Raw genomic sequence first — 20,730 nt, 5'->3', positions numbered from 1 at the left:
GTAGCATCTGACATACGGGATGCTCGAATGAGTATACCTTACTATATCACTTACATGCCCATAAAGTCAACTGTTCCCTGAATCCAAACAGTTCCCCGGAAACGGCGCCCCGGAAGTGGTTCTCCCACTAAATCTTCCTGATTAATACAAACATCGAATATCAGGTTATTACATTCCAATGTAAGAATATAAATAAACTCTTCTGTTAAAGAATTCTGTACAGTTTCTATTCCCAAAATATCCCCCATAATGGAATATTGATCACAGGCAATACCATAGGGCATAAAATAGGATTCCACAATCGTTAAAACATCTTCCTTTTTAGCCCGGCGGCTGATTGTTGCATACATATCAATATCTTCCAGTGTGAGACTTTCTATAGCCTCCTGGTCCCCCTCCCGGGCCGCGGCGATCATCTGATCCCGATTGATGCTTTCGTCTCTTTTGCGCCGGACATCTGCTTCCGTTTTCATCAGAGGAAGAATGATTTTTCCCGAAACAGACAAACCGGACAAATAAATCGGCGCATAAAAGAATGACCCTTTATGAAATTCTGTATAATCAATATAATCTGACATGTTTAGCAGCTGAAAAATCAGAGAAACTCCAACCTTCACATTATCACAAATTCCTGCATAAGCATCCCTGTCAGATTGTTTTTCAATGGTTACCTCATCCTTTAATGTACAGTTTTTTGCTTTAAAATATGGAAAATAGTAGGCAACATGAAATTGTCCGTTTTCATCATACTCTCCGCGGACACTTATCCCCATACGGCTTGCAAATTCTTTAACCTTTTCACCAAAAGCAGTATCCTCATCTTCTGCCGAAGAAACATACTCTGAAGTCGGCCGGAGCACCACCAGATTTAAGATATCCCGGACATCTTTATTCTTTTTTAAATTACTAAAGCCTATTGCCCGCAAATAATCGTGCATTCCGACCTCCAATACTTATATCCTTTTTTGTTGTGAACAAAACTAAATGATATTATATAATATCCATATCCTTTTTACAAGTTAATATACCGAATATTTTCTAAAAATTCATACCCATTCGGGCATCCCGTATGTCAGATGCTGCGCATAGGCGTGCTTCGTCAAGCTCCGCACGATAAGGTATACCCATTCGGGCATCCCGTATGGGTATGCTTTATTATTAAATATATTAGTTGACATAATTTAAAAGAACAGATATTTCAAAGTCATTTATCACTCTGAGAACATCTGTTCTTTTCTGCTTTATCTATTCATTTCCCATACCATATTGTTTCGCCTGTTCCAGCGCTTCTGCTTCCTCATCACCCAAAGGCAGATAAGATTCACCTTTAATGATCTCTTTAATATAATTATAACATCCATCTTTACTGTGAATCGAATTAAGCACAAAACCATCATTTCTGTCATTCAACAATGCACATGCAAAACTGAGTTTTCCACCCATTTCCTTAAAAGCGTCATATTTAACAATACCCATCTTTTGATAGGAACGTCCCATACTTTTTTCAAGGCGGGTTATTCTCTCATTTAATGCGTCATTTACATCCTTGATATTATTTAATGATTCCAGTTTATTCTCCAATGCTTCATCCAAAGATTTTGCACCTCGGCCGCCCCGCATAAAAGCTCTGTATTTTTTATCAAGCTGATTCTGCTTTCTATGCAGGGTATATATGTATATAAGCATTAAAAGTATAAGAAGAAACATACCAATGATTAAAATACCCGGGTCAAAACTTAATCCTGCTAAAATTTTACTATCCATACTATCCCACCTGTTTTATCGATTCAATTAAATCGATAATCCTTTCCAGTTCATCATTTGAATAATATTCAATTTCAATTTTTCCTTTTTTATAATTTTTGCTGTGAATAGCAACTTTCGAACCTATAACCGATTTCATCCGCTCTTCCAATTGATGATAAATCGTTTCCATCTGAGAAAAATCCTCTTTTTTGTCTGATGCGCTTTTTTCTTTTTCTTTTTTTAAATAATTTCTCACCAGTTTTTCCGTTTCCCGGACACTCATCTTATTATCAAAAACAATCATTGCCATTGCATACTGCTCTTCTTTATCTTCTATCGCTAAAAGAGTTCTTGCATGACCGCCGCTAATCATATCGTCAATAACCATTTGCTGAACTCTTTCATCCAGTTTTAAAAGTCTCATTGCATTAGTTACTGCAGTACGGCTTTTAGATACTCTCTGAGCAGCCTCATCTTGTTTCAAACCGAATTCTTCAATTAATCGCCGATATGCTTGGGCTTCTTCAATTGGATTCAAATCCTCTCTCTGAAGGTTCTCTACAATAGCTATCTCCATAGATTCCCGATCATCATATTCCTTTACAATTACCGGTACTTCTTTTAGTCCTGCAATCCTTGCAGCTCTCCATCGGCGTTCGCCGGCTATGATCTCATAAAAGTTTTCTCTCTTTTTTACAATAATCGGCTGTATTAAACCAAACTGTTTTATAGATTCCGATAATTCCTGCAATGCATCTTCATCAAAATTTTTTCTTGGCTGTAAACGATTTGGTTCGATTTCGTCAATTTTTAAATGGAGTTCTATAGGCTTTTCAACCTCGATAATTTTTTCAACAATCTTTTCAACCGGTTTTTCTATAACCTTTTCAACGACTCTTTCTTTCTCAACTTCTTTTTTAACCGTAGGCGAAATCAAGGCATCGATTCCCTTTCCAAGACCGCCTTTTTTTCTTGCTGCCATATTTTTCTATTCCTTTCACTTACTTATCTTTTTGATACTGAATAACTTCCTCTGCAAGCAAACGGTATGCTTCCGCTCCCGATGAACGTGTATCATACATATTAATAGGCATTCCATAACTCGGAGCTTCTGCAAGTCGAACATTTCTTGGAATGATTGTCTTATATATATTTCTGTCCAAATTTTCTTTTACATTCTCCACAACCTGCAATGATAAATTTGTCCGACCATCAAACATCGTAAATACAACGCCTTCTATTTCTAATTTCGGATTTAATCGTTCTCTAATTAAATCAATTGTATGTATTAATTGGGACAAACCTTCCAGGGCATAATATTCACATTGGATCGGCACTAATACTGTATCTGATGTAGTCATTGCATTAATTGTCAAAAGATTTAATGAAGGCGGACAATCAATAATAATATAATCATATTTTTCTCTTATTTCATCAATTTTTTCTTTTAATAAAAATTCTTTATTTTCAATGGCAATTAATTCTACCTCAGCTCCTGATAAATTTATATTTGATGCAATAACGTCCAATCCTTCCATAACTGATGAATTTATACATTCTTCTAAAGATGTTTCCCCTAAAATCAATTCATAAACTGTATTTTCCACCCGGTTCTTATCGATTCCCAACCCGCTTGTTGTATTTCCCTGCGGATCCATATCGATTGTTAAAACCTTTTGTCCTGATTCTGCCAAACTGGCCGATAAATTAATTGATGTTGTTGTTTTTCCTACACCACCTTTTTGATTTGCGACTGCTATTATCCGACCCATATCATTCCCCTTCTCATACCTTATCGCGCGAAGCCTGACGGAGCGCACCCATGCGCAGCATCTAACATACGGGATGCCCGATGGATATCCTTACGAAGTATTCGCACGAACAATAAACAATATACTGCTCTATACAGTATACCACTTCATACTGAGTTAATCCAGAGAAAGAAATATGAAAATTCTGTAAAATGAGGGATGTTTCACGTGAAACATCCCTCACTATTCTTTCATATTATCTATCAATGTTTCACGTGAAACATTTCTATGAAACACATCGTCTACATCTGCTCCGGACACTGAATACCAAGTAAACTCAACGCGTCTTTTAATATAGACTTCGTAATAATCACAACATTTGCCCTGGTATACTTAATATTCTCATCTGCAACATTAATTTGACATTCATGATAAAACTTATTAAAAGCCTGTGCCAATGCAATGGCATATCTGGAAATCATGAATGGTTCCAGCTTATCTGCCGCATCAGAAACCACTTGCGGATAACGAGCGATTTCTTTGAGTAATGCCATAGAAACTTCATCCGATAAAACAGAATAATCATATACTGCCGGTACATCGCCAATCTTACGCAAAACACTGGCCGCTCTTGCATAAGTATATTGCACATAAGGACCTGTCTCACCATCAAAATTCAAAAGTTTTTCCCAATCAAAGATAACATCTTTAATTCTCTGGTTATATAAATCATTGAAAAGAATTGCACCGATACCAACCTGCTTTGCAACTTCCTCTTTGTTTGGAATATCAGGATTCTTCTCTTCAATAATACTGCGTGTTTTTTGAATAGCCTCATGAAGAATATCCTCCGCATAAATAACGTGGCCTTTACGCGTAGATAATTTACCGCCTTTTAAGCTAACCAACCCATATGGAACATGCATTAAATTTTTTGACCAATCGTATCCCATTAACTCAATAACCTTAAACCACTGAGCAAAATGGAGTTTTTGTTCCAGACCGGTAACATAAATACATTTTGAAAAATCATAGGTTTTCTTACGATACATAGCTGCCGCAATATCTCTTGTCGCATAAAGAGAACTTCCATCCTTTTTTGTAATCAGACACGGAGGCATATTATATTCTTCCAAATCAACAATCTGCGCACCGTCGCTGACCTTAATCAATCCTTTTTGTTTTAATTCATCAATAACCGGCTGCATCTTATCATTATAAAAGCTTTCACCGGCGAAAGAATCAAATTCCATGCCAAGAAGTTTATAAACACGCATAAATTCATTTAAGCTGATTTCCCGAAACCACTTCCAAATACTTAAAGCTTCTTCATCTCCATGTTCCATCTTTGTGAACCAGGCTCTGGCCTCATCATTTAAAGAATCATCCTTTTCAGCTTCTTCATGGAATTTCACATAAATCCGCATTAATTCCTCAATGCCTTTCTCCTCAACAGCTTCCTTGCTTCCCCAATTTTTATAAGCAACAATTAATTTGCCAAACTGGGTGCCCCAATCGCCTAAATGATTAATTCGCTCTACATGATATCCCAGTTTTGTAAATATTTTATTTAAAGAATTACCGATAATAGTTGTACGAAGATGTCCGACATGAAAATTTTTAGCCACATTCGGCGAGGAATAATCAATACAAATTGTCTTTCCCTTTCCTTCATCCGAACCGCCATAATTTTCATTCGAAAGATAATTATCCACAATTTGTTTTGCATACATGGATTTATCCACAAAAAAGTTTAAATATCCACCAAGACATTCTACTTTACTCAAAAAATCAGGACATCCGATTTTATCTTTCAAGTCCGCTGCGATCATTGGCGGCGCTTTTCGAAATACCTTTGCAAGTTTAAAACAAGGAAAAGCGAAATCACCCATTTCAACTTTTGGAGGGATTTCTAAAAGGCTATTAATCTCCTCACTATCCATACACTCAATCTGAGCATTGAGCAATTCAACGATTTTAGTTTTCATTTTATAATTTACCCCTTTTGTTATATTATTCTAACATTAAAAAATATAAAGGAAATAAGTATTTTTCCTGCTATTTTAGACAGATACAAATATTGTACAACATATTTGGAAAAATATCCATTAAAAAATATTTGTATATGCATAATATTTACTTTATAATAGTAAGTAACCAAAACATTTATTTAAAGGAGATTTAATGACATGAAAAAATATAAAAAACTCCTGAATGCAGGAATAATTTCCTCCACCGTACTTCTTACAACATGGGGTATTAATAAAATTACTTTTCTCCGGGCCGGAATGAAGGATATGCTGTTCTGCGAAAACAAATATCAATATTCCTGGAGATTCGGAAATATTTTCTATACAAAAAAAGGCTGCGGATCACCTATTCTTTTAATTCATGAATTAAAATGTACTGCCTCCGCCGCCGAATGGAAGTTTTTAATCAATCATTTATCCAAAAATCATACGGTTTATGCCCTTGATCTGATCGGCTGCGGCCGTTCGGAAAAACCTAAAATGACATATACAAATTATATCTATGTCCAGTTGGTTAATAATTTCATTAAAGATGTTATTGGCGCCAAAACAGATGTAATTACAAGCGGTTCATCATCAAATATCGCCATTATGGGATGCTATAGCGAACCGGATCTGTACCATCGTATAATAATGGTAAATCCTTCTTCGATGAAAGAAATGGCCAAATATCCAAAAACTAATCAGAAAACGCTCAAATATTTAATTGAACTTCCGCTGATTGGAACAACTATTTACAATATGGTTACATCCTATGGCCGAATATTTAAGGATTATAAGAATAAAATACTTTATCCGGATATCCACATGCAAAAGGATGTGGATACAATGTATGAAGCCAGCCATCTTGGCGGCCCGTCGGCCAGATATTTCTTTGCCAGCGAACGCAGCCATTTTACCAATATTAATATGCTCCACGCATTAAAAAAATTAAATCACTCAATATATATTATCGGAGGAAAAGATTTAAAAGATATTGAAAATACACTGCATGATTATATAACATTTAATCCTTCAATCGAAGCAGAATTAATCGATAATTGTAAACAATATCCTCATATTGAACAAACTGAATCTTTCGCTTCCCTTTGTTCCATTTATTTATCCTGAAAGGAGTCTGAAAATGTCTGAAAAATGCTATCGAAGTGAATTAATCGGTCTCTTTGGCTGCCCGGTGGATGAAAATCCAACAGTTGTTATCATTGAAGCAGCTTTTAAGGCACTCGGATTAAATTATAGGTATAATACAATACTTGTATATCCTGAAGATTTGGAAACAGCCGTAAAAGCACTGAAGGCGCTTCATATGAAAGGAACCCATATTACAATTCCCCATAAAGTAGCCGTTATTCCATATCTTGACCGCTTAACGGATACGGCAGCTCTTATTGGCGCTGTAAACACTGTGTATGAAGACCATGGAAAAATGATCGGAGAAAATACGGATGGAAAGGGATTTATCAAATCTCTCATAGATGATCACATTGAAATTTCCGGAAAAAAAGCCGTAATACTTGGCGCCGGCGGAGCAGCAAGAGCTATCGCAGTAGAACTGGCCCTGGCAGGAGCAGAAAAGATTATTATCGTTAATCGGACAAAATCCCGCGGAGAAACTCTGGTTCGCTTGATCAATGAAAAAACAACAGCCCACGCAGAATTTGCACTCTGGGAAGGCTGTTATGATGTCGATGAAGATACAGATATTCTTGTTAATTGTACATCCATCGGTTTATATCCTGATACAAATGTACCAGATATTAATTATTATACATTAAAATCCAGTACCGTTGTCTGCGACATCATTCCAAATCCACTGCACACACGGTTTATGGCCAGAGCACAGGCCTGCGGATGTAAAACACTTGATGGATTTTCCATGCTGATTAATCAGGCTGCAGTCAGCTTTAAACTTTGGACAGGATTGGATGCTCCTGTGGAAATTATGAAAGCTGCCATGATTAATGAAAACAATAATTTATAAAGGCTCTTTCGAAGGCTTACCCGCTTTTCGTGGGTAAGCCTTTTTTGTAAGCTTCACTTTTTCAATAATCACAAGAGATCTTTCTATATCTGTATCGGCCAGAGTGTAAGACAAACATTGGTCGATATGGCCGCCAAGCAGAGTCACGGCTTTCTGTGAAGCTTCCATCTCTTCCTTTATCCTTCCTGATTTATATGAAATAAAGCGTCCGCCGATCTGAACAAATGGAAGACAATATTCGGATAATGTGGATAAATTAGCTACCGCCCGTGATACACACAGATCAAACTGTTCTCTATACCGTGGATTTCTGCCAAAATCTTCGGCCCGTCCATGAATTGTCTCCATATCTGTCAATTTCAAAGTCTCTATAACCCGATTGAGAAAATTGATCCTCTTATTCAAAGAATCCAGCAAAACAATCTTTAATTGAGGAAAAGCAATTTTTAAAGGTATTCCGGGAAATCCTGCCCCGGTACCCACATCAATAACTTTTAATGGCTGATTCAGATCAATAGCCTGAATCAGAGAAAGACTATCAACAAAGTGCTTATCAACAACTTCATCATACTCTGTAATCGCTGTCAGATTCATTACTTTATTTGTTTCAATCAGCATTTCATAATATTGCATAAATTGATACATTTGTTTCTCATTAAGATGAATATTTAATTTTTCTAATGATTTTTCAAATTTATTCATATGGAATCCTTTCGATGAGACCGATTAAACTGTTCCATGTAAATTAATAACACGGAGATATCCGCTGGGGTAACACCGGAAATACGGGAAGCCTGACCCACTGAATGAGGACGTACAGCAGATAATTTCTGCCGGGCTTCAATTCTTAAACCGCTGATATCATTATAATCCAACGCCTCCGGGATTAATTTAACTTCCATTTTTTTAAACTGTTCCACTTGTCTCAGTTGCCGGGTGATATATCCCTCATACTTAACATTAATATTTACCTGTTCAATAACTCCTGCAGGCAAAGGTTTTCTCTCCTTATCCAAAGGCTCCAAAATCTCATAAGAAAGTTCCGGCCGCCGAATCAATTCAGCCAGAGAAAGGGCGGTCTTTAAGGCTGTACTGTGATGTTCCTCAAGGAATTCCTGTACCTCTTTTGAACCTCCGATCATCACATGATTCACCCGTTCTATTTCTTTCTCAATCATTGCTTTCTTACTCAAAAGAGCTTCATATCGTTCATCCGAAATCAATCCAACCTGATGTCCGATCGGCGTTAACCGCATATCTGCATTATCCTGGCGCAGAAGCAGCCTGTATTCGGCCCTTGAAGTCATCATTCGATAAGGTTCATGGGTTTCTTTTGTCACTAAATCATCGATCAGAACACCGATATAAGCTTCTGAACGTTTTAATACAATCTGCTCTTTTCCGAGAAGCTTCATGGATGCGTTGATTCCGGCCATCAATCCCTGAGCTGCAGCCTCCTCATAGCCCGAACTGCCATTAAACTGACCGCCGGAAAAAAGTCCTTCCACCTGCTTAAATTCCAATGTGGATTTAAGCTGTGTCGCCGGAATACAATCATATTCAATGGCATAAGCATTCCGCACGATCCGGGCATTTTCAAGGCCCGGCACCGTTCGATACATCCGATACTGAACATCTTCAGGGAGAGAACTAGACATGCCGCCGATATACATTTCATTTGTATAATTTCCTTCCGGCTCAATAAACACCTGATGCCGGTTTTTATCCGCAAATTTAACCACCTTATCTTCAATAGAAGGACAGTATCGCGGTCCAACTCCCTCGATCACTCCCGCATAAATCGGCGAACGATCCAGATTTGAACGGATAATTTCATGCGTCTTCTCATTTGTATAAGTCAGCCAGCAGGATACCTGTTCCTTCTGAACATCCTCAGGATTGGTTGTAAAGGAAAATGGTACAACTGTTTCATCACCAAACTGTTCTTCCATTTTACTAAAATCAATACTCCGTTTATCAATACGTGCCGGAGTTCCCGTCTTAAACCGCACAAGTTCGATGCCGAGACGTTTTAAACTTTCTGAAAGATGAGTCGCCGCCTGAAGCCCGTTCGGGCCGGTATAAGTAATAGATTCACCGCAAAGGCATCTTGCTTTTAAATAAACACCAGTAGCAAGAATTACCGCTCTGCACGGATAAATTCCTCCTGTATGTGTTACTACGCCGGACACATGCCCATCCTCTGTCAGAATATCAATAATCTCCGCCTGTTTCACCGTCAAATTCTCCTGATTTTCCAGTGTACGGCGCATGAAGGCTGTATAATCCTGCTTATCTGCCTGAGCTCGCAAAGAATGAACCGCAGGTCCTTTTGATTTATTAAGCATTTTCGATTGTATAAAAGTCTGATCAATCGTCTTTCCCATCTGACCGCCGAGAGCATCGATCTCACGCACAAGATGTCCCTTTGAACTTCCGCCGATATTTGGATTACACGGCATCAAGGCAATACTTTCAACGCTTACCGTAAATACAATGGTTTTTAATCCAAGACGCGCGCAGGCCAAAGCTGCCTCGCAGCCGGCATGTCCGGCGCCGATCACTGCAACATCATAATCTTCATAAGTATAAGACATAAAAAGCCTCCTATTTTCCCATACAGAAATCACTGAATATGGTATTTATCAAATCTTCCCCAACAGATTCCCCGATAATTTTTCCAAGAGCTTCATAAGCATTCATTAAATCAATAGAGAAGAAATCCTCCGGCATGCCGTCTTCAATACTTTGAAGCACCATATTCAAACTGTCCACAGCTTCCTGAATCGCCGCTTTATGCCGGACATTCGTTATATATATCTGATCATTAAATGTCAGCTTACCGTCAAAAAACATTTGACGAATGAGTTCAGAAAAATCTTCCAATCCCTGTCTGTTTTTAACGGATACTTCCACAATCGGATGATCAGTCACTTTCTCAATGGCTGATTTTGTCGTTTTTAAATCCAGGTCAATTTTATTTAACAGTATAATTGTCTTTCTGTCACGAATCAATTCCAGAATTTCCAGGTCGTTTTCATCTATTATTGTAGAACCATCCACAATATAGATGATCAAATCGGCTTCGGCGGCATATTTCTTTGCCTTCTCAACGCCAATTTTTTCTACCCTGTCCTCTGTATCCCTTATTCCTGCCGTATCGATCACATTAAGCAATATACCGTCCACCTGCACAGTTTCCTCAAGAACATCCCTCGTTGTCCCGGCAATCTCTGTAACGATAGCTCTCTCTTCGCCGGAAAGATAATTCAACAGAGAAGACTTTCCTGCATTTGGCTTTCCTAAAATAACCGTTTTTATACCCTCTTTTAAAAGACGGCCATCATCGCAGGATTTCAATAACTTCTGCAAAACGTCAATATGAACATCAATTTGTTTTTTTAATGTTATCCCATAATCATCTGCATTGATATGCTCCGGATCATCCAGGGCCGCTTCAATAAAAGCAATGCTCCCGATGATACTTTTCCTCACTTCTTTAATCTGATTTAACAGATTACCCTGAAGCTGATGAACTGAACTGTTCAAAGCATACTCATTTTTTGAATTAATAATATCAATAACAGCTTCTGCCTGTGATAAATCAATACGTCCGTTTAAAAAGGCCCGCTTTGTAAATTCGCCCGGTTCCGCCGGACGGGCGCCGTATTTTATGGCTGTTTCCAAAATTTTTTTCATAACCACAACGCCGCCATGACAGTCAATTTCAACGACATCTTCCCTTGTATAACTATTTGGAGCCTTCATGATCAAAACAAGTACCTCGTCAATCATTTGACCGCCATCATATATATATCCATAATGTATCGTGTGGGACGGTACATTTTTCAATGATTTTTTTCCCTTTGGACTTTTATAAATACGATCTGCAATTTCAATCGCGGAATCTCCGCTCAAACGCACCTTCCCGATACCTGAAGGGGTCATTCCCGAAGATATTGCAGCTATGGTATCTGCAACCATGATAAACTCCTTTCCAAAAATTGCCCCCGTCTTTCATTCAAAGAAGGGGGCAATCCGTATTAATCGTTTTTCTCTTTATAATTTTTATTGTAGTCCTTACGATACTCTCTGTTTTCCCGCCGTTTCAATGTAATGACTACCTTGCGGTAAGGCTCGTCACCCTCGCTGTGGGTCTCCACATAACGGTCATTCTGCAGAGCGGAATGAATAATCCGGCGCTCATAAGGATTCATCGGTTCCAATGTCACCGGCCGACGCGTCCTTTTTACCTTATAAGACAGGTTCTTTGCCAGATTTTCAAGTGTCTGTTTACGGCGCTCTCTATAATCTTCGGTATCCACCTTTACTTTAATATAAGCGTCGCTCTCTTTATTGACTACAAGGCTGATCAAATACTGAAGAGAATCCAGAGTCTGTCCTCTTTTTCCAATCAAAATCCCCATCTCATCACCGGAAAAATCAATATTCATTGTCCGATTCTCTTCATTATAATCAATTTCTGATTTAACTTCCATATTCATTGCGGCAAACAGTTTATTTAAAAATTCGTATGTATCATCTATAAGATTACTTTTTTTACGAACTTTAATCACTGCATCTTGTTTGCCGATCAATCCGAGAAAACCATTGCTTCCCTTTTCAATAATTTCATATTCAATCTTATCACTGGTTGTTTCTAACTGAATTAACGCATTCGTAATCGCATCATCCACTGTTTTCCCTGTAACTTCTATATAATCCATCTTTTATTCCTCCAATAAAAACAGCAAATTAATCATCATTTTTATTTCTGTCCAACATATGGGCAATCGATGAAATACTGTCTGTATTTACAGGTGCATCTTTATCCACCGGCTTATAGTTCTTTGGCGTATAATCTTTTTTGGAACGGTTTGCCTTGGCTATATCGCTCATCGACTGATATTTCTTTGTTTCTTCCTGCTGAGCGGCCGAAGCGCTGCTCGCCATAAGCTTTTCAGTGAATGTCGGTTTGCCCTTGCGTTCCGCCACTTTTTCCGCATTTTCCTTTACCAGCTCATCAATATCTTTATTATTAAAGAAACGATTGACGATCACAACCATCAATGTACGGAATACGGAGTTGCATACCCAGTAAAGTCCGACACCGACCGGCAGCGTGAAACAGATCCACACAGAAATCAACGGCATAATGTTATTCATCATCTTCATGGACTGACCCATGTCATTCTCCTGAGCCGTATTATTTGTTTTCGGCGTTGTAATCTTAACGCTGACATACTGAGTCACTCCGGCCAGGATCGGAATCAGGATTCCCGGAAAGATTCCGGCAACACCCTGAGAAAAATGTACCGGCGCATCCATGACATTCAATCCGCCCGGCATAGAGTTAATACTGATGATCGTATCTTTCACTTTATCAATGGCCTGAACCACATCCGGATTAGATGCAAAAGCATTGGCTACCGTATCCCATCCGGTGGTCTTTACACCATTTAACGCATCAATAATCTTCTCAACATTCTCAAAGTCAAATTTGCTGACAACGATGTTCAGCTCATCCATCAGAGTTTCCATGATCGCCGCACCATTCGTGGTCGTCTGAATCGGCTCGGCAATGGTCATAAACAGATCATGGATCGAATTAACATAGGACGGAATATTATAAATAATCCGATACAATGCTAACAAAATCGGAAAAGAAATTAATAACGGAAGACAGCCGGAAGATGGGCTCGCACCGTATTTTTTATAGACTTCCATTGTTTCAGCCTGCATACGGCGCTGAGAAACCTCATCGGTCTTTCCTTTATATTTCTTGTTTATTTTCTGAATTTCAGGTGTGACAAGAGCAGATACTCTTGAATAACGCTGCTGTTTGATCGTCAGCGGCAGCATTAAAATATTTGCGATCAATGTAAATAAAATGATCGTCAACGCAACATTTGGTATCCCCACCAAATCAAGAAGCTCATAAATCGCATTCATGACTAGACCAAAAATCAATGCGAATGGTCCTAGGATACCTCCAACTTTTGTAAGAACAATTACATCCATGTTCTATTTCCTCCTTAATTCAGGGAACCGGATCATAACCACCCTCATGAAACGGATGGCATCTCAGTATTCTTCTTATAGCCAAATAACTTCCCTTGACAGCGCCGTACTTTTCCAGTGCTTCGATCGCATACTGTGAGCATGTCGGCACATAAATGCAGCATGGCCGCTTTAATGGCGAAATATATTTTCTGTAAAAACGAACGCATCCTATCAAAACTTTTTTCATTATATATCGCTGTCCTTTAATAAATCCAGTTTTTTTGATAACTGACTGAGATTTTTTCCAATAACGTGATAATCCGCTTTTTTTGCAGCAACTCTGGCAATAACGACAATGTCGTATCCTTCTTTATATAGTTCCTCACTCAAACGATAATTTTCACGAATGAGCCTTGCCAGATGATGTCTTACAACGCTGTTCCCTACCTTCTTACTGACAGAAATCCCCAAACGATTCCTTTTCAGGCCGTTTTCCAACTTATATACAACCAAATGCCGACCGGCACAGGATATTCCCTTCTCATAAACGGCTCTGAACTGTTGATTCTTCTTCAATGATTCCGAAAATCTCATCCTATTCTTCCTAAAGAAAAAGGCCACAAATTTGCGGCCTAAGCTGATAATTTATTTCTACCTTTAGCTCTTCTTGCTGCTAAAACTTTTCTGCCGTTAGCAGTGCTCATTCTCTTTCTGAAACCATGAACTTTACTTCTCTGTCTCTTTTTAGGCTGAAATGTCATCTTCATTTATAAACACCTCCCTCTTTAAAAATGAGATAAAATATCTACTATATTATAGTCATTTCACCAAACCTCGTCAAGCAAAACCTGATTATTTTTTTGCAATTGTGGATAACTTGATTATCAACACAATTATCCCCACATTTACATAAATCTATCCACATAATGTGAATAACTTGTGGATAAGTGTTCATAAATCCTCTTAAACTCAGCAAAATCCAGTATTTTCGCAAAAAATCACGTGTTGATAGTGTGATTAAAATCCAATTATCCTGTCAACATTAACATAATAAATTCAAATAAAAAACACTTTATGTTAAGTTGTCAACAAAATTTATCCACAGGGTTATCCACAATTTTAATGTTGATATCTCTTGATTTTTGTAATAAAATATATATGTGAATTTATGCTCAGGGGGATTTTATGCTGTGTTATCTTTAATAAAAGAAAAATGGAATGATATTCTCGAACAAATGAAAATTGAAAACGATATAAGCGAAGTCGCTTTTACTACCTGGGTCAAATATTTTAAACCTTATCGGGTTGAAGGCAATATGATCACTGTTTCTATAGAAAAAGAAAACCTTGTCCTGGATTCCAGCTGGTTTTCAAAAAAATATCGTATGCCTTTAATTATCACGATTGCTGAAGTACTTGAAACCGAATTCGATGTTCAGTTTATTATTCCTGATTTATCTGAAAAAAAACATATTGATGAAGAAAACAGGAAAACAGATTCAAAATCATTGGTGAATGCTCATTTGAATCCGAGATATACATTTGAAACCTTTGTCGTTGGAAAAAATAACGATATTGCCCATGCAACCGCTCTGGCTGTCGCCGAGGATCCCGGTATCTATGGAAACCCGTTATTTATCTATGGTGGCGCCGGTCTTGGAAAAACTCATTTACTCCATTCCATCGCCCACTATGTTCTCGGCAATCATCCGGATTACCGCATTATATATGTAACATCCGAAGAGTTTACCAATGAACTCGTCCATTCTATCCAGCATAAGCAGATAGAGAATTTTAAAAATAAATACAGGAATATTGATATGCTCCTCATCGATGATATTCAGTTTATTGTAAATAAAGAAAGTACTCAGGAAGAATTCTTCCACACATTTACTACTTTATATGAAAGCAAAAAACAGATTGTTATTTCATCCGATAAACCGCCAAAGGATATCAACGGTTTGGAAGACCGTCTGATCACGCGATTTAAAGCCGGATTAACCGTCGATGTGCAGCCTCCAAACTATGAAACCCGTATGGCTATTTTAAAAAAGCGGGCTGAACTGGATAATATTCAGGTGGATGATGAATCCTTAAATTATATCGCCACAAATATAAAATCCAGTATCCGTGAGTTGGAAGGCGCCCTGAAGCAGATTTATAATTTTTCAAGACTTCGCAAAAAAATGATCAATTTCGAATTAACGAAAGAAGCCCTCGAAAATATTATTTCTCCGGAAGAACGGCGCCCTGTTACCTGTGAATTAATTATTGAAACGGTGGCCGAACATTATCATATCTCTCCGGATGATATAAAAAGCAGCAAAAGAAATAAAGAAATCGCCTATCCGCGGCAAATCTGTATGTACCTATGCCGCAAGATGACCGCCGATTCCCTGCAGGCTGTTGGAAATTCTCTCGGAAAGAAAGACCATACAACCATTATTCATGGAGAGAAAAAAATATCCGATGATCTAAAACACGATGAAAATCTGAAAAATACCATCGACATATTAATAAAGAAGATAAACCCTCCGGCCTGATTGTGGATAAATGTCTTTTTCTATGTGGATGAACGGTGATTCAACAGTGGGTTACAAGGGGATAAATTTTATCCGAAAAATAAAAAATAAATTTAATGAATTTTATACTGTGGATAATTTTTAAGTTATTCATAGCCTGTTCAATCCATTTTAACAGACTTATCCAACGGAAAAATTCAGTAAAAATCAGGGGGAACATGGCATATCCACATATCCACCTCCCCTACTACTACAACTACTATAAAATTATTATTTATATATTTATATGCGGCTGCCCGGAAGTTATTCACAATTTCCATGCAGACTGAGAAAGGTTGATTTTTAACATGAAAATTATTTGTAGCAAATCCGAACTTCTGAAAGGCGTCAACACTGTCCTTAAAGCGGTTCCTGCGAAAACAACAATGCCTATTTTGGAATGTATTCTTATTGACACAACCGAAGGTCAGATCAAATTAACCGCAAATGATATGGAACTCGGTATTGAAACAAAAATCAACGGCGATATTCTCGATAAAGGAAAGATTGCCCTGGAAGCCAAGTTATTTTCGGAGATTGTTCGTAAACTTCCCGAGAGTGAAGTAACTATTCAAACGGATGATAATTTCCGCGCTTTCATAAAATGTGAAAAAGCCAAATTTAATATCGCCGGAAAATCCGGGGAAGATTTTTCTTATCTGCCGGAAATAGAGAAAAATCAGATGGTTGTTTTATCTCAGTTTTCATTAAAAGAAATTATCCGTCAAACGATCTTTTCAATTGCGGATAATGAAAATAACCGTTTAATGACGGGAGAACTTTTTGAGATCAATGGGAATGAATTAAAAGTCGTATCTCTGGACGGTCATCGGATATCCATCCGTAAGATTGAACTTAAGGAAGAATATAATCATATTAAAGTTGTTGTTCCGGGAAAAACGCTGAATGAAGTCAGTAAAATTCTTACCGGCGGCATTGAGGATGACGTACATATCTTCTTCACCGGAAGACATATTGTATTTGAATTTGATGATACAGTTGTTGTTTCAAGGCTTATTGAGGGAGAGTATTTCCGAATTGAGCAGATGCTTTCCAGCGATTATGAAACAAAAATTTCTATCAATAAAAAAGAGCTTCAAAGCTGTATTGAGCGCGCGTCTCTTCTTGTCAAAGAAGGTGATAAAAAACCGATCATCATGAATATCCTGGATGATTCCATGGAATTAAAAATTAATTCCTTCATCGGTTCTATGAATGAGGACATCGATATCGTGAAGACAGGCAGGGATTTAATGATTGGTTTTAATCCGAAGTTTATTCTTGATGCTCTTCGGGTGATTGATGATGAAATGATCGACATTTATATGATCAACCCTAAGGCGCCATGCTTTATCAGAGATGAAGAAAAGAAGTATATCTATCTGATTCTTCCGGTAAACTTTAATCCGGGAATATAGGAGAGATTATGGAAGTTATTAAATTAAAAGATGAGTTTATAAAGCTTGGTCAGGCACTGAAAGCCGCCGGATGTGTGGATTCCGGCCTGGAAGCTAAAATTGTAATTAAAGAAGGACAGGTTTGCGTTAATGGTGAAGTGGAATATCAGAGAGGAAAGAAACTCCATGAAGGCGATATAGTCACCTTTGACGGCGAAACAATAAAGATTGAAAAATAATGATTATAAAATCTCTTGAATTACTCGATTATCGAAATTATGAAAGTCTTCAAATGAATTTTGATAAAGGAATCAATATTCTTTATGGCGAAAATGCTCAGGGAAAGACAAATATATTGGAATCCATCTATGTATGTGCGACGACAAAGTCTCATCGTGGAAGCAAAGATAAAGAGATGATTCGCTTTGACAAAGAGGATTCCCATATCCGTTTGTATATTGAGAAAAATGAAATTGAACACAGGATAGACATTCATTTGAAGAGAAATAAGACGAAGGGGGCTGCCATTGACTGTATTCCCATCAAAAAATCCAGTGAACTTATGGGGATGGTCAATGTTGTCTTTTTTTCACCGGAGGATCTGGCAATCATTAAGAACGGTCCTGCGGAGCGCCGGCGTTTTATGGATATGGAATTGTGCCAGCTGAATAAAGTATATCTCCATGATATATCGAATTATAATAAAGTCGTAAATCAGAGAAACAATCTTTTGAAACAGGCTTATTATCAGGAATCTCTGAAGGAGACGCTGGATGTTTGGGATGAACAGCTGGTGCGTTACGGCATGAAGGTGATCAGAGAACGGGAGAAATTTATTGAGACTCTGAATGAATTGATCTGTCCGATTCACAGAAAGTTGAGTGGAAACAGGGAAAATCTGCGTATCCGGTATGAACCGAGTGTTGATGAATTGGGTTTTGAGGAAGAATTATTTTTGCGCCGTGAAAATGATCTGAAATTAAAAACAACCACCGTCGGTCCTCACAGAGATGATATGGGTTTTTATATCAATGATATCAATGTTCGGAAATTCGGTTCTCAGGGACAGCAGAGAACGGCAGCTCTTTCCTTAAAATTGGCGGAAATTGATTTGGTCAAATTACTTATCAAAGATACACCGATTTTATTATTGGATGATGTTTTGTCTGAACTGGACAGTTTTCGGCAAAACTATTTATTGGAGAGCATCCGTCAGATCCAGACAGTGATCACATGCACAGGATTGGATGAATTTATACAAAATCGATTTAATATAGACAAAATTTTTAAAGTAAAAGATGGAATAGTTGAAAACCAGCAGCGGGAGGTTAAAGATGAGTGATAATTACAGTGCGGATCAAATTCAGATTTTAGAGGGCCTGGAGGCAGTTCGAAAAAGACCGGGTATGTATATTGGAAGCACTTCCTCAAAAGGCCTCCATCACCTTGTTTATGAAATTGTTGATAATTCAGTTGATGAGGCTTTGGCCGGCTACTGTGATACAATTACAGTGACTGTGAATAAAGATAATTCAGTGACTGTTGTTGATAATGGCCGCGGAATCCCTGTAGATATTCAGGAAAAGGCCGGAAGACCTGCTTTGGAAGTCGTTTTTACCATTCTTCACGCCGGCGGAAAGTTCGGCGGCGGCGGATATAAGGTTTCCGGCGGTCTTCATGGTGTTGGAGCTTCTGTTGTCAATGCACTTTCAGAATGGCTGGAGGTTGTCGTTTATAAAGAAGGAAAGAAGTATAAACAACGGTATGAGCGTGGAAAAGTTGTCACGGATATGCAGGTTCTCGGTGATACGGAGAAGAGAGGAACAAAAGTAACCTTTAAGCCGGATTCGCAGATTTTTGAAGAAACGGTATATGATTTTGAAGTTTTAAAAGAACGTTTGCGTGAGACTGCTTTTTTGACAAAAGGGTTAAAGATTATTTTAATTGATGACCGGGCGGAGGAGCCGGTGGAACGAATCTTCCATTATGAAGGCGGTATTAAGGAATATGTGGAATATCTGAATCGTCCTCATGATGTACTGTATCCGGAGATTATTTACTGTGAAGGCACAAAAGACGGCGTTTACGTGGAAGTGGCGATGCAGCATAACAATTCTTATACGGAAAGCTGCTATAGTTTTGTTAATAATATTATCACTCCGGAGGGCGGTACGCATCTGATCGGTTTCCGGAATGCATTGACGAAAACATTTAATGATTATGCGAGAAAAAATAAATTACTTAAGGACAGTGAGCCGAATCTTTCCGGTGAGGATATCCGGGAGGGATTGACAACAATTATCAGTATTAAGATCGGCGAGCCTCAGTTTGAAGGGCAGACGAAGCAGAAGCTTGGAAACAGTGAGGCCAGAGGCGCGGTGGACAGCATTGTCAGTGAAAGGCTCATGATTTTCCTGGAGCAGAATCCTTCGGTTGGAAAAACGATCGCAGAGAAGGCTGTTTTAGCCCAGAGAGCCAGAGATGCCGCCAGAAAAGCCAGAGATTTAACACGCCGTAAGACCGCATTGGAGACAATGAGTCTTCCGGGCAAGCTGGCCGATTGTTCGGATAAAGATCCGGCCAACTGTGAAATCTATATTGTCGAGGGAGATTCTGCCGGAGGTTCGGCGAAAACAGCCCGTTCCCGCGCTACTCAGGCAATCTTGCCGCTGCGAGGTAAGATTTTGAACGTGGAGAAATCCCGTTTGGACAAAATTCTGGTCAATAACGAGATTAAGGCAATGATCACGGCTTTTGGCACAGGGATTCATGAGGAGTTCGACATTTCAAAACTTCGTTATCATAAGATTATTATTATGACCGATGCGGATGTGGACGGCGCTCATATTGCAACTTTATTATTGACCTTCTTCTATCGTTTTATGCCTGAACTTATCAAACAGGGATATGTATATCTGGCACAGCCGCCATTATATAAGATAGAGAAAAATAAAAAAGTATGGTATGCCTATGATGATATTGAGATGAACAATATTCTTTCGGAGATCGGCCGGGATCAGAATAACCGGATTCAGCGGTATAAAGGTCTTGGCGAGATGGACCCGGAACAGTTGTGGGAAACAACTATGGATCCGGATAAAAGAATTCTTTTAAAAGTAACTATGGATGACGCGAAGCTGGCCGCCCTCAATGATACATTTAATGTTTTGATGGGAGATAAGGTAGAGCCGCGGCGTGAATTTATTGAGACACATGCAAAGTATGCACGGAATCTTGATATTTAACAGATGGAGGAAATAG

General features: G+C 38.3%; 20 protein-coding genes. 7 read left to right on the top strand and 13 right to left on the bottom strand.

What is annotated here, in order from left to right; genetic code table 11:
* Window positions 1-50: 50 nt before the first annotated feature.
* The 5 genes from ACMN7X_RS05110 to argS form a co-directional block, all read right to left on the bottom strand.
* On the bottom strand, window positions 51-938 hold the full coding sequence (locus tag ACMN7X_RS05110) for a DUF3881 family protein (protein ID WP_418746416.1): 888 nt from the start codon (window positions 936-938) through the stop codon (window positions 51-53).
* A 307-nt stretch (window positions 939-1,245) separates the two neighbouring features.
* Window positions 1,246-1,764: a DUF4446 family protein gene (locus ACMN7X_RS05105; RefSeq protein ID WP_418746415.1), complete on the bottom strand. Its 519-nt coding sequence runs from the start codon at window positions 1,762-1,764 to the stop codon at window positions 1,246-1,248.
* A 1-nt stretch (window position 1,765) separates the two neighbouring features.
* Entirely contained in the window at window positions 1,766-2,728 is a 963-nt protein-coding gene (locus ACMN7X_RS05100; RefSeq protein ID WP_418746414.1) for a ParB/RepB/Spo0J family partition protein, read from the bottom strand.
* 19 nt (window positions 2,729-2,747) lie between these two features.
* Window positions 2,748-3,518 carry a ParA family protein gene (locus tag ACMN7X_RS05095; RefSeq protein WP_418746413.1) on the bottom strand — a complete coding sequence of 257 codons (771 nt, stop codon included), beginning with the start codon at window positions 3,516-3,518 and terminating at the stop codon, window positions 2,748-2,750.
* A gap of 281 nt (window positions 3,519-3,799) precedes the next feature.
* Window positions 3,800-5,485, bottom strand: a complete 1,686-nt coding sequence (gene argS, locus ACMN7X_RS05090; RefSeq protein WP_418746412.1) for an arginine--tRNA ligase — start codon at window positions 5,483-5,485, stop codon at window positions 3,800-3,802.
* A 201-nt stretch (window positions 5,486-5,686) separates the two neighbouring features.
* Between argS and ACMN7X_RS05085 the strand changes: the two genes are divergently transcribed.
* The gene (locus ACMN7X_RS05085) at window positions 5,687-6,637 is read left to right on the top strand and encodes an alpha/beta fold hydrolase (RefSeq protein ID WP_418746411.1); all 951 of its coding nucleotides are present in this window, start codon (window positions 5,687-5,689) and stop codon (window positions 6,635-6,637) included.
* Between the two features lie 13 nt (window positions 6,638-6,650).
* Window positions 6,651-7,508 carry a shikimate dehydrogenase gene (gene aroE / locus ACMN7X_RS05080; protein ID WP_418746410.1) on the top strand — a complete coding sequence of 286 codons (858 nt, stop codon included), beginning with the start codon at window positions 6,651-6,653 and terminating at the stop codon, window positions 7,506-7,508.
* On the opposite strand, the gene rsmG is transcribed toward aroE, so the two are convergent.
* From rsmG to rpmH, 8 genes are read right to left on the bottom strand one after another with little or no spacing between them, the layout of a single operon-like run.
* The gene (gene rsmG, locus ACMN7X_RS05075; protein WP_418746409.1) at window positions 7,503-8,210 is read right to left on the bottom strand and encodes a 16S rRNA (guanine(527)-N(7))-methyltransferase RsmG; all 708 of its coding nucleotides are present in this window, start codon (window positions 8,208-8,210) and stop codon (window positions 7,503-7,505) included. The two genes, aroE and rsmG, sit on opposite strands and share 6 nt — an antisense overlap.
* On the bottom strand, window positions 8,207-10,105 hold the full coding sequence (gene mnmG, locus ACMN7X_RS05070) for a tRNA uridine-5-carboxymethylaminomethyl(34) synthesis enzyme MnmG (RefSeq protein ID WP_418746408.1): 1,899 nt from the start codon (window positions 10,103-10,105) through the stop codon (window positions 8,207-8,209). Before mnmG ends, rsmG begins: the two co-directional genes overlap by 4 nt.
* Window positions 10,106-10,115: 10 nt before the next feature.
* On the bottom strand, window positions 10,116-11,492 hold the full coding sequence (mnmE, locus tag ACMN7X_RS05065) for a tRNA uridine-5-carboxymethylaminomethyl(34) synthesis GTPase MnmE (RefSeq protein ID WP_418746407.1): 1,377 nt from the start codon (window positions 11,490-11,492) through the stop codon (window positions 10,116-10,118).
* Window positions 11,493-11,551: 59 nt separating this feature from the next.
* A complete protein-coding gene (gene jag, locus ACMN7X_RS05060; protein WP_418746406.1) occupies window positions 11,552-12,235 on the bottom strand; it encodes an RNA-binding cell elongation regulator Jag/EloR in 684 nt (227 codons plus the stop codon).
* A gap of 28 nt (window positions 12,236-12,263) precedes the next feature.
* On the bottom strand, window positions 12,264-13,529 hold the full coding sequence (locus ACMN7X_RS05055) for a YidC/Oxa1 family membrane protein insertase (protein WP_418746405.1): 1,266 nt from the start codon (window positions 13,527-13,529) through the stop codon (window positions 12,264-12,266).
* A gap of 19 nt (window positions 13,530-13,548) precedes the next feature.
* Window positions 13,549-13,758, bottom strand: a complete 210-nt coding sequence (gene yidD, locus ACMN7X_RS05050; protein WP_418463471.1) for a membrane protein insertion efficiency factor YidD — start codon at window positions 13,756-13,758, stop codon at window positions 13,549-13,551.
* Entirely contained in the window at window positions 13,758-14,105 is a 348-nt protein-coding gene (gene rnpA, locus ACMN7X_RS05045; RefSeq protein WP_418746404.1) for a ribonuclease P protein component, read from the bottom strand. The genes yidD and rnpA overlap by 1 nt, the downstream gene beginning before the upstream one ends.
* Window positions 14,106-14,143: 38 nt before the next feature.
* Complete coding sequence (rpmH, locus tag ACMN7X_RS05040; protein WP_132090626.1) at window positions 14,144-14,278, bottom strand: 50S ribosomal protein L34; 135 nt, start codon at window positions 14,276-14,278, stop codon at window positions 14,144-14,146.
* A gap of 423 nt (window positions 14,279-14,701) precedes the next feature.
* Here rpmH and dnaA point away from each other — a divergent pair, with 423 nt between their 5' ends.
* The 5 genes from dnaA (at window position 14,702) to gyrB (ending at window position 20,714) form a co-directional block, all read left to right on the top strand.
* Complete coding sequence (dnaA, locus tag ACMN7X_RS05035; RefSeq protein WP_418746403.1) at window positions 14,702-16,054, top strand: chromosomal replication initiator protein DnaA; 1,353 nt, start codon at window positions 14,702-14,704, stop codon at window positions 16,052-16,054.
* Between the two features lie 326 nt (window positions 16,055-16,380).
* Window positions 16,381-17,490: a DNA polymerase III subunit beta gene (gene dnaN / locus ACMN7X_RS05030; protein WP_418746402.1), complete on the top strand. Its 1,110-nt coding sequence runs from the start codon at window positions 16,381-16,383 to the stop codon at window positions 17,488-17,490.
* An 8-nt stretch (window positions 17,491-17,498) separates the two neighbouring features.
* Window positions 17,499-17,708: an RNA-binding S4 domain-containing protein gene (locus ACMN7X_RS05025; RefSeq protein WP_418746401.1), complete on the top strand. Its 210-nt coding sequence runs from the start codon at window positions 17,499-17,501 to the stop codon at window positions 17,706-17,708.
* A complete protein-coding gene (recF, locus tag ACMN7X_RS05020) occupies window positions 17,708-18,811 on the top strand; it encodes a DNA replication/repair protein RecF (protein WP_418746400.1) in 1,104 nt (367 codons plus the stop codon). The genes ACMN7X_RS05025 and recF overlap by 1 nt, the downstream gene beginning before the upstream one ends.
* A complete protein-coding gene (gene gyrB, locus ACMN7X_RS05015; RefSeq protein WP_418746399.1) occupies window positions 18,804-20,714 on the top strand; it encodes a DNA topoisomerase (ATP-hydrolyzing) subunit B in 1,911 nt (636 codons plus the stop codon). The genes recF and gyrB overlap by 8 nt, the downstream gene beginning before the upstream one ends.
* Window positions 20,715-20,730 lie beyond the last annotated feature (16 nt).

Origin of the sequence: Frisingicoccus sp. (assembly GCF_048388605.1) — a bacterium.
In the GTDB taxonomy this organism is placed as follows: Bacteria; Bacillota; Clostridia; order Lachnospirales; family Lachnospiraceae; genus Frisingicoccus.
Note: the sequence above shows the minus strand (reverse complement) of the source record. Positions and strands in the feature narration are given on the sequence as shown.

What these genes read in the sequence shown, in the direction of transcription:
- ACMN7X_RS05110 (WP_418746416.1), bottom strand. Translation starts at nt 938, where the DNA reads ATGCACGATTATTTGCGGGCAATAGGCTTTAGTAATTTAAAAAAGAAT.
- ACMN7X_RS05105 (WP_418746415.1), bottom strand. Translation starts at nt 1,764, where the DNA reads ATGGATAGTAAAATTTTAGCAGGATTAAGTTTTGACCCGGGTATTTTA.
- ACMN7X_RS05100 (WP_418746414.1), bottom strand. Translation starts at nt 2,728, where the DNA reads ATGGCAGCAAGAAAAAAAGGCGGTCTTGGAAAGGGAATCGATGCCTTG.
- ACMN7X_RS05095 (WP_418746413.1), bottom strand. Translation starts at nt 3,518, where the DNA reads ATGGGTCGGATAATAGCAGTCGCAAATCAAAAAGGTGGTGTAGGAAAA.
- argS (WP_418746412.1), bottom strand. Translation starts at nt 5,485, where the DNA reads ATGAAAACTAAAATCGTTGAATTGCTCAATGCTCAGATTGAGTGTATG.
- ACMN7X_RS05085 (WP_418746411.1), top strand. Translation starts at nt 5,687, where the DNA reads ATGAAAAAATATAAAAAACTCCTGAATGCAGGAATAATTTCCTCCACC.
- aroE (WP_418746410.1), top strand. Translation starts at nt 6,651, where the DNA reads ATGTCTGAAAAATGCTATCGAAGTGAATTAATCGGTCTCTTTGGCTGC.
- rsmG (WP_418746409.1), bottom strand. Translation starts at nt 8,210, where the DNA reads ATGAATAAATTTGAAAAATCATTAGAAAAATTAAATATTCATCTTAAT.
- mnmG (WP_418746408.1), bottom strand. Translation starts at nt 10,105, where the DNA reads ATGTCTTATACTTATGAAGATTATGATGTTGCAGTGATCGGCGCCGGA.
- mnmE (WP_418746407.1), bottom strand. Translation starts at nt 11,492, where the DNA reads ATGGTTGCAGATACCATAGCTGCAATATCTTCGGGAATGACCCCTTCA.
- jag (WP_418746406.1), bottom strand. Translation starts at nt 12,235, where the DNA reads ATGGATTATATAGAAGTTACAGGGAAAACAGTGGATGATGCGATTACG.
- ACMN7X_RS05055 (WP_418746405.1), bottom strand. Translation starts at nt 13,529, where the DNA reads ATGGATGTAATTGTTCTTACAAAAGTTGGAGGTATCCTAGGACCATTC.
- yidD (WP_418463471.1), bottom strand. Translation starts at nt 13,758, where the DNA reads ATGAAAAAAGTTTTGATAGGATGCGTTCGTTTTTACAGAAAATATATT.
- rnpA (WP_418746404.1), bottom strand. Translation starts at nt 14,105, where the DNA reads ATGAGATTTTCGGAATCATTGAAGAAGAATCAACAGTTCAGAGCCGTT.
- rpmH (WP_132090626.1), bottom strand. Translation starts at nt 14,278, where the DNA reads ATGAAGATGACATTTCAGCCTAAAAAGAGACAGAGAAGTAAAGTTCAT.
- dnaN (WP_418746402.1), top strand. Translation starts at nt 16,381, where the DNA reads ATGAAAATTATTTGTAGCAAATCCGAACTTCTGAAAGGCGTCAACACT.
- ACMN7X_RS05025 (WP_418746401.1), top strand. Translation starts at nt 17,499, where the DNA reads ATGGAAGTTATTAAATTAAAAGATGAGTTTATAAAGCTTGGTCAGGCA.
- recF (WP_418746400.1), top strand. Translation starts at nt 17,708, where the DNA reads ATGATTATAAAATCTCTTGAATTACTCGATTATCGAAATTATGAAAGT.
- gyrB (WP_418746399.1), top strand. Translation starts at nt 18,804, where the DNA reads ATGAGTGATAATTACAGTGCGGATCAAATTCAGATTTTAGAGGGCCTG.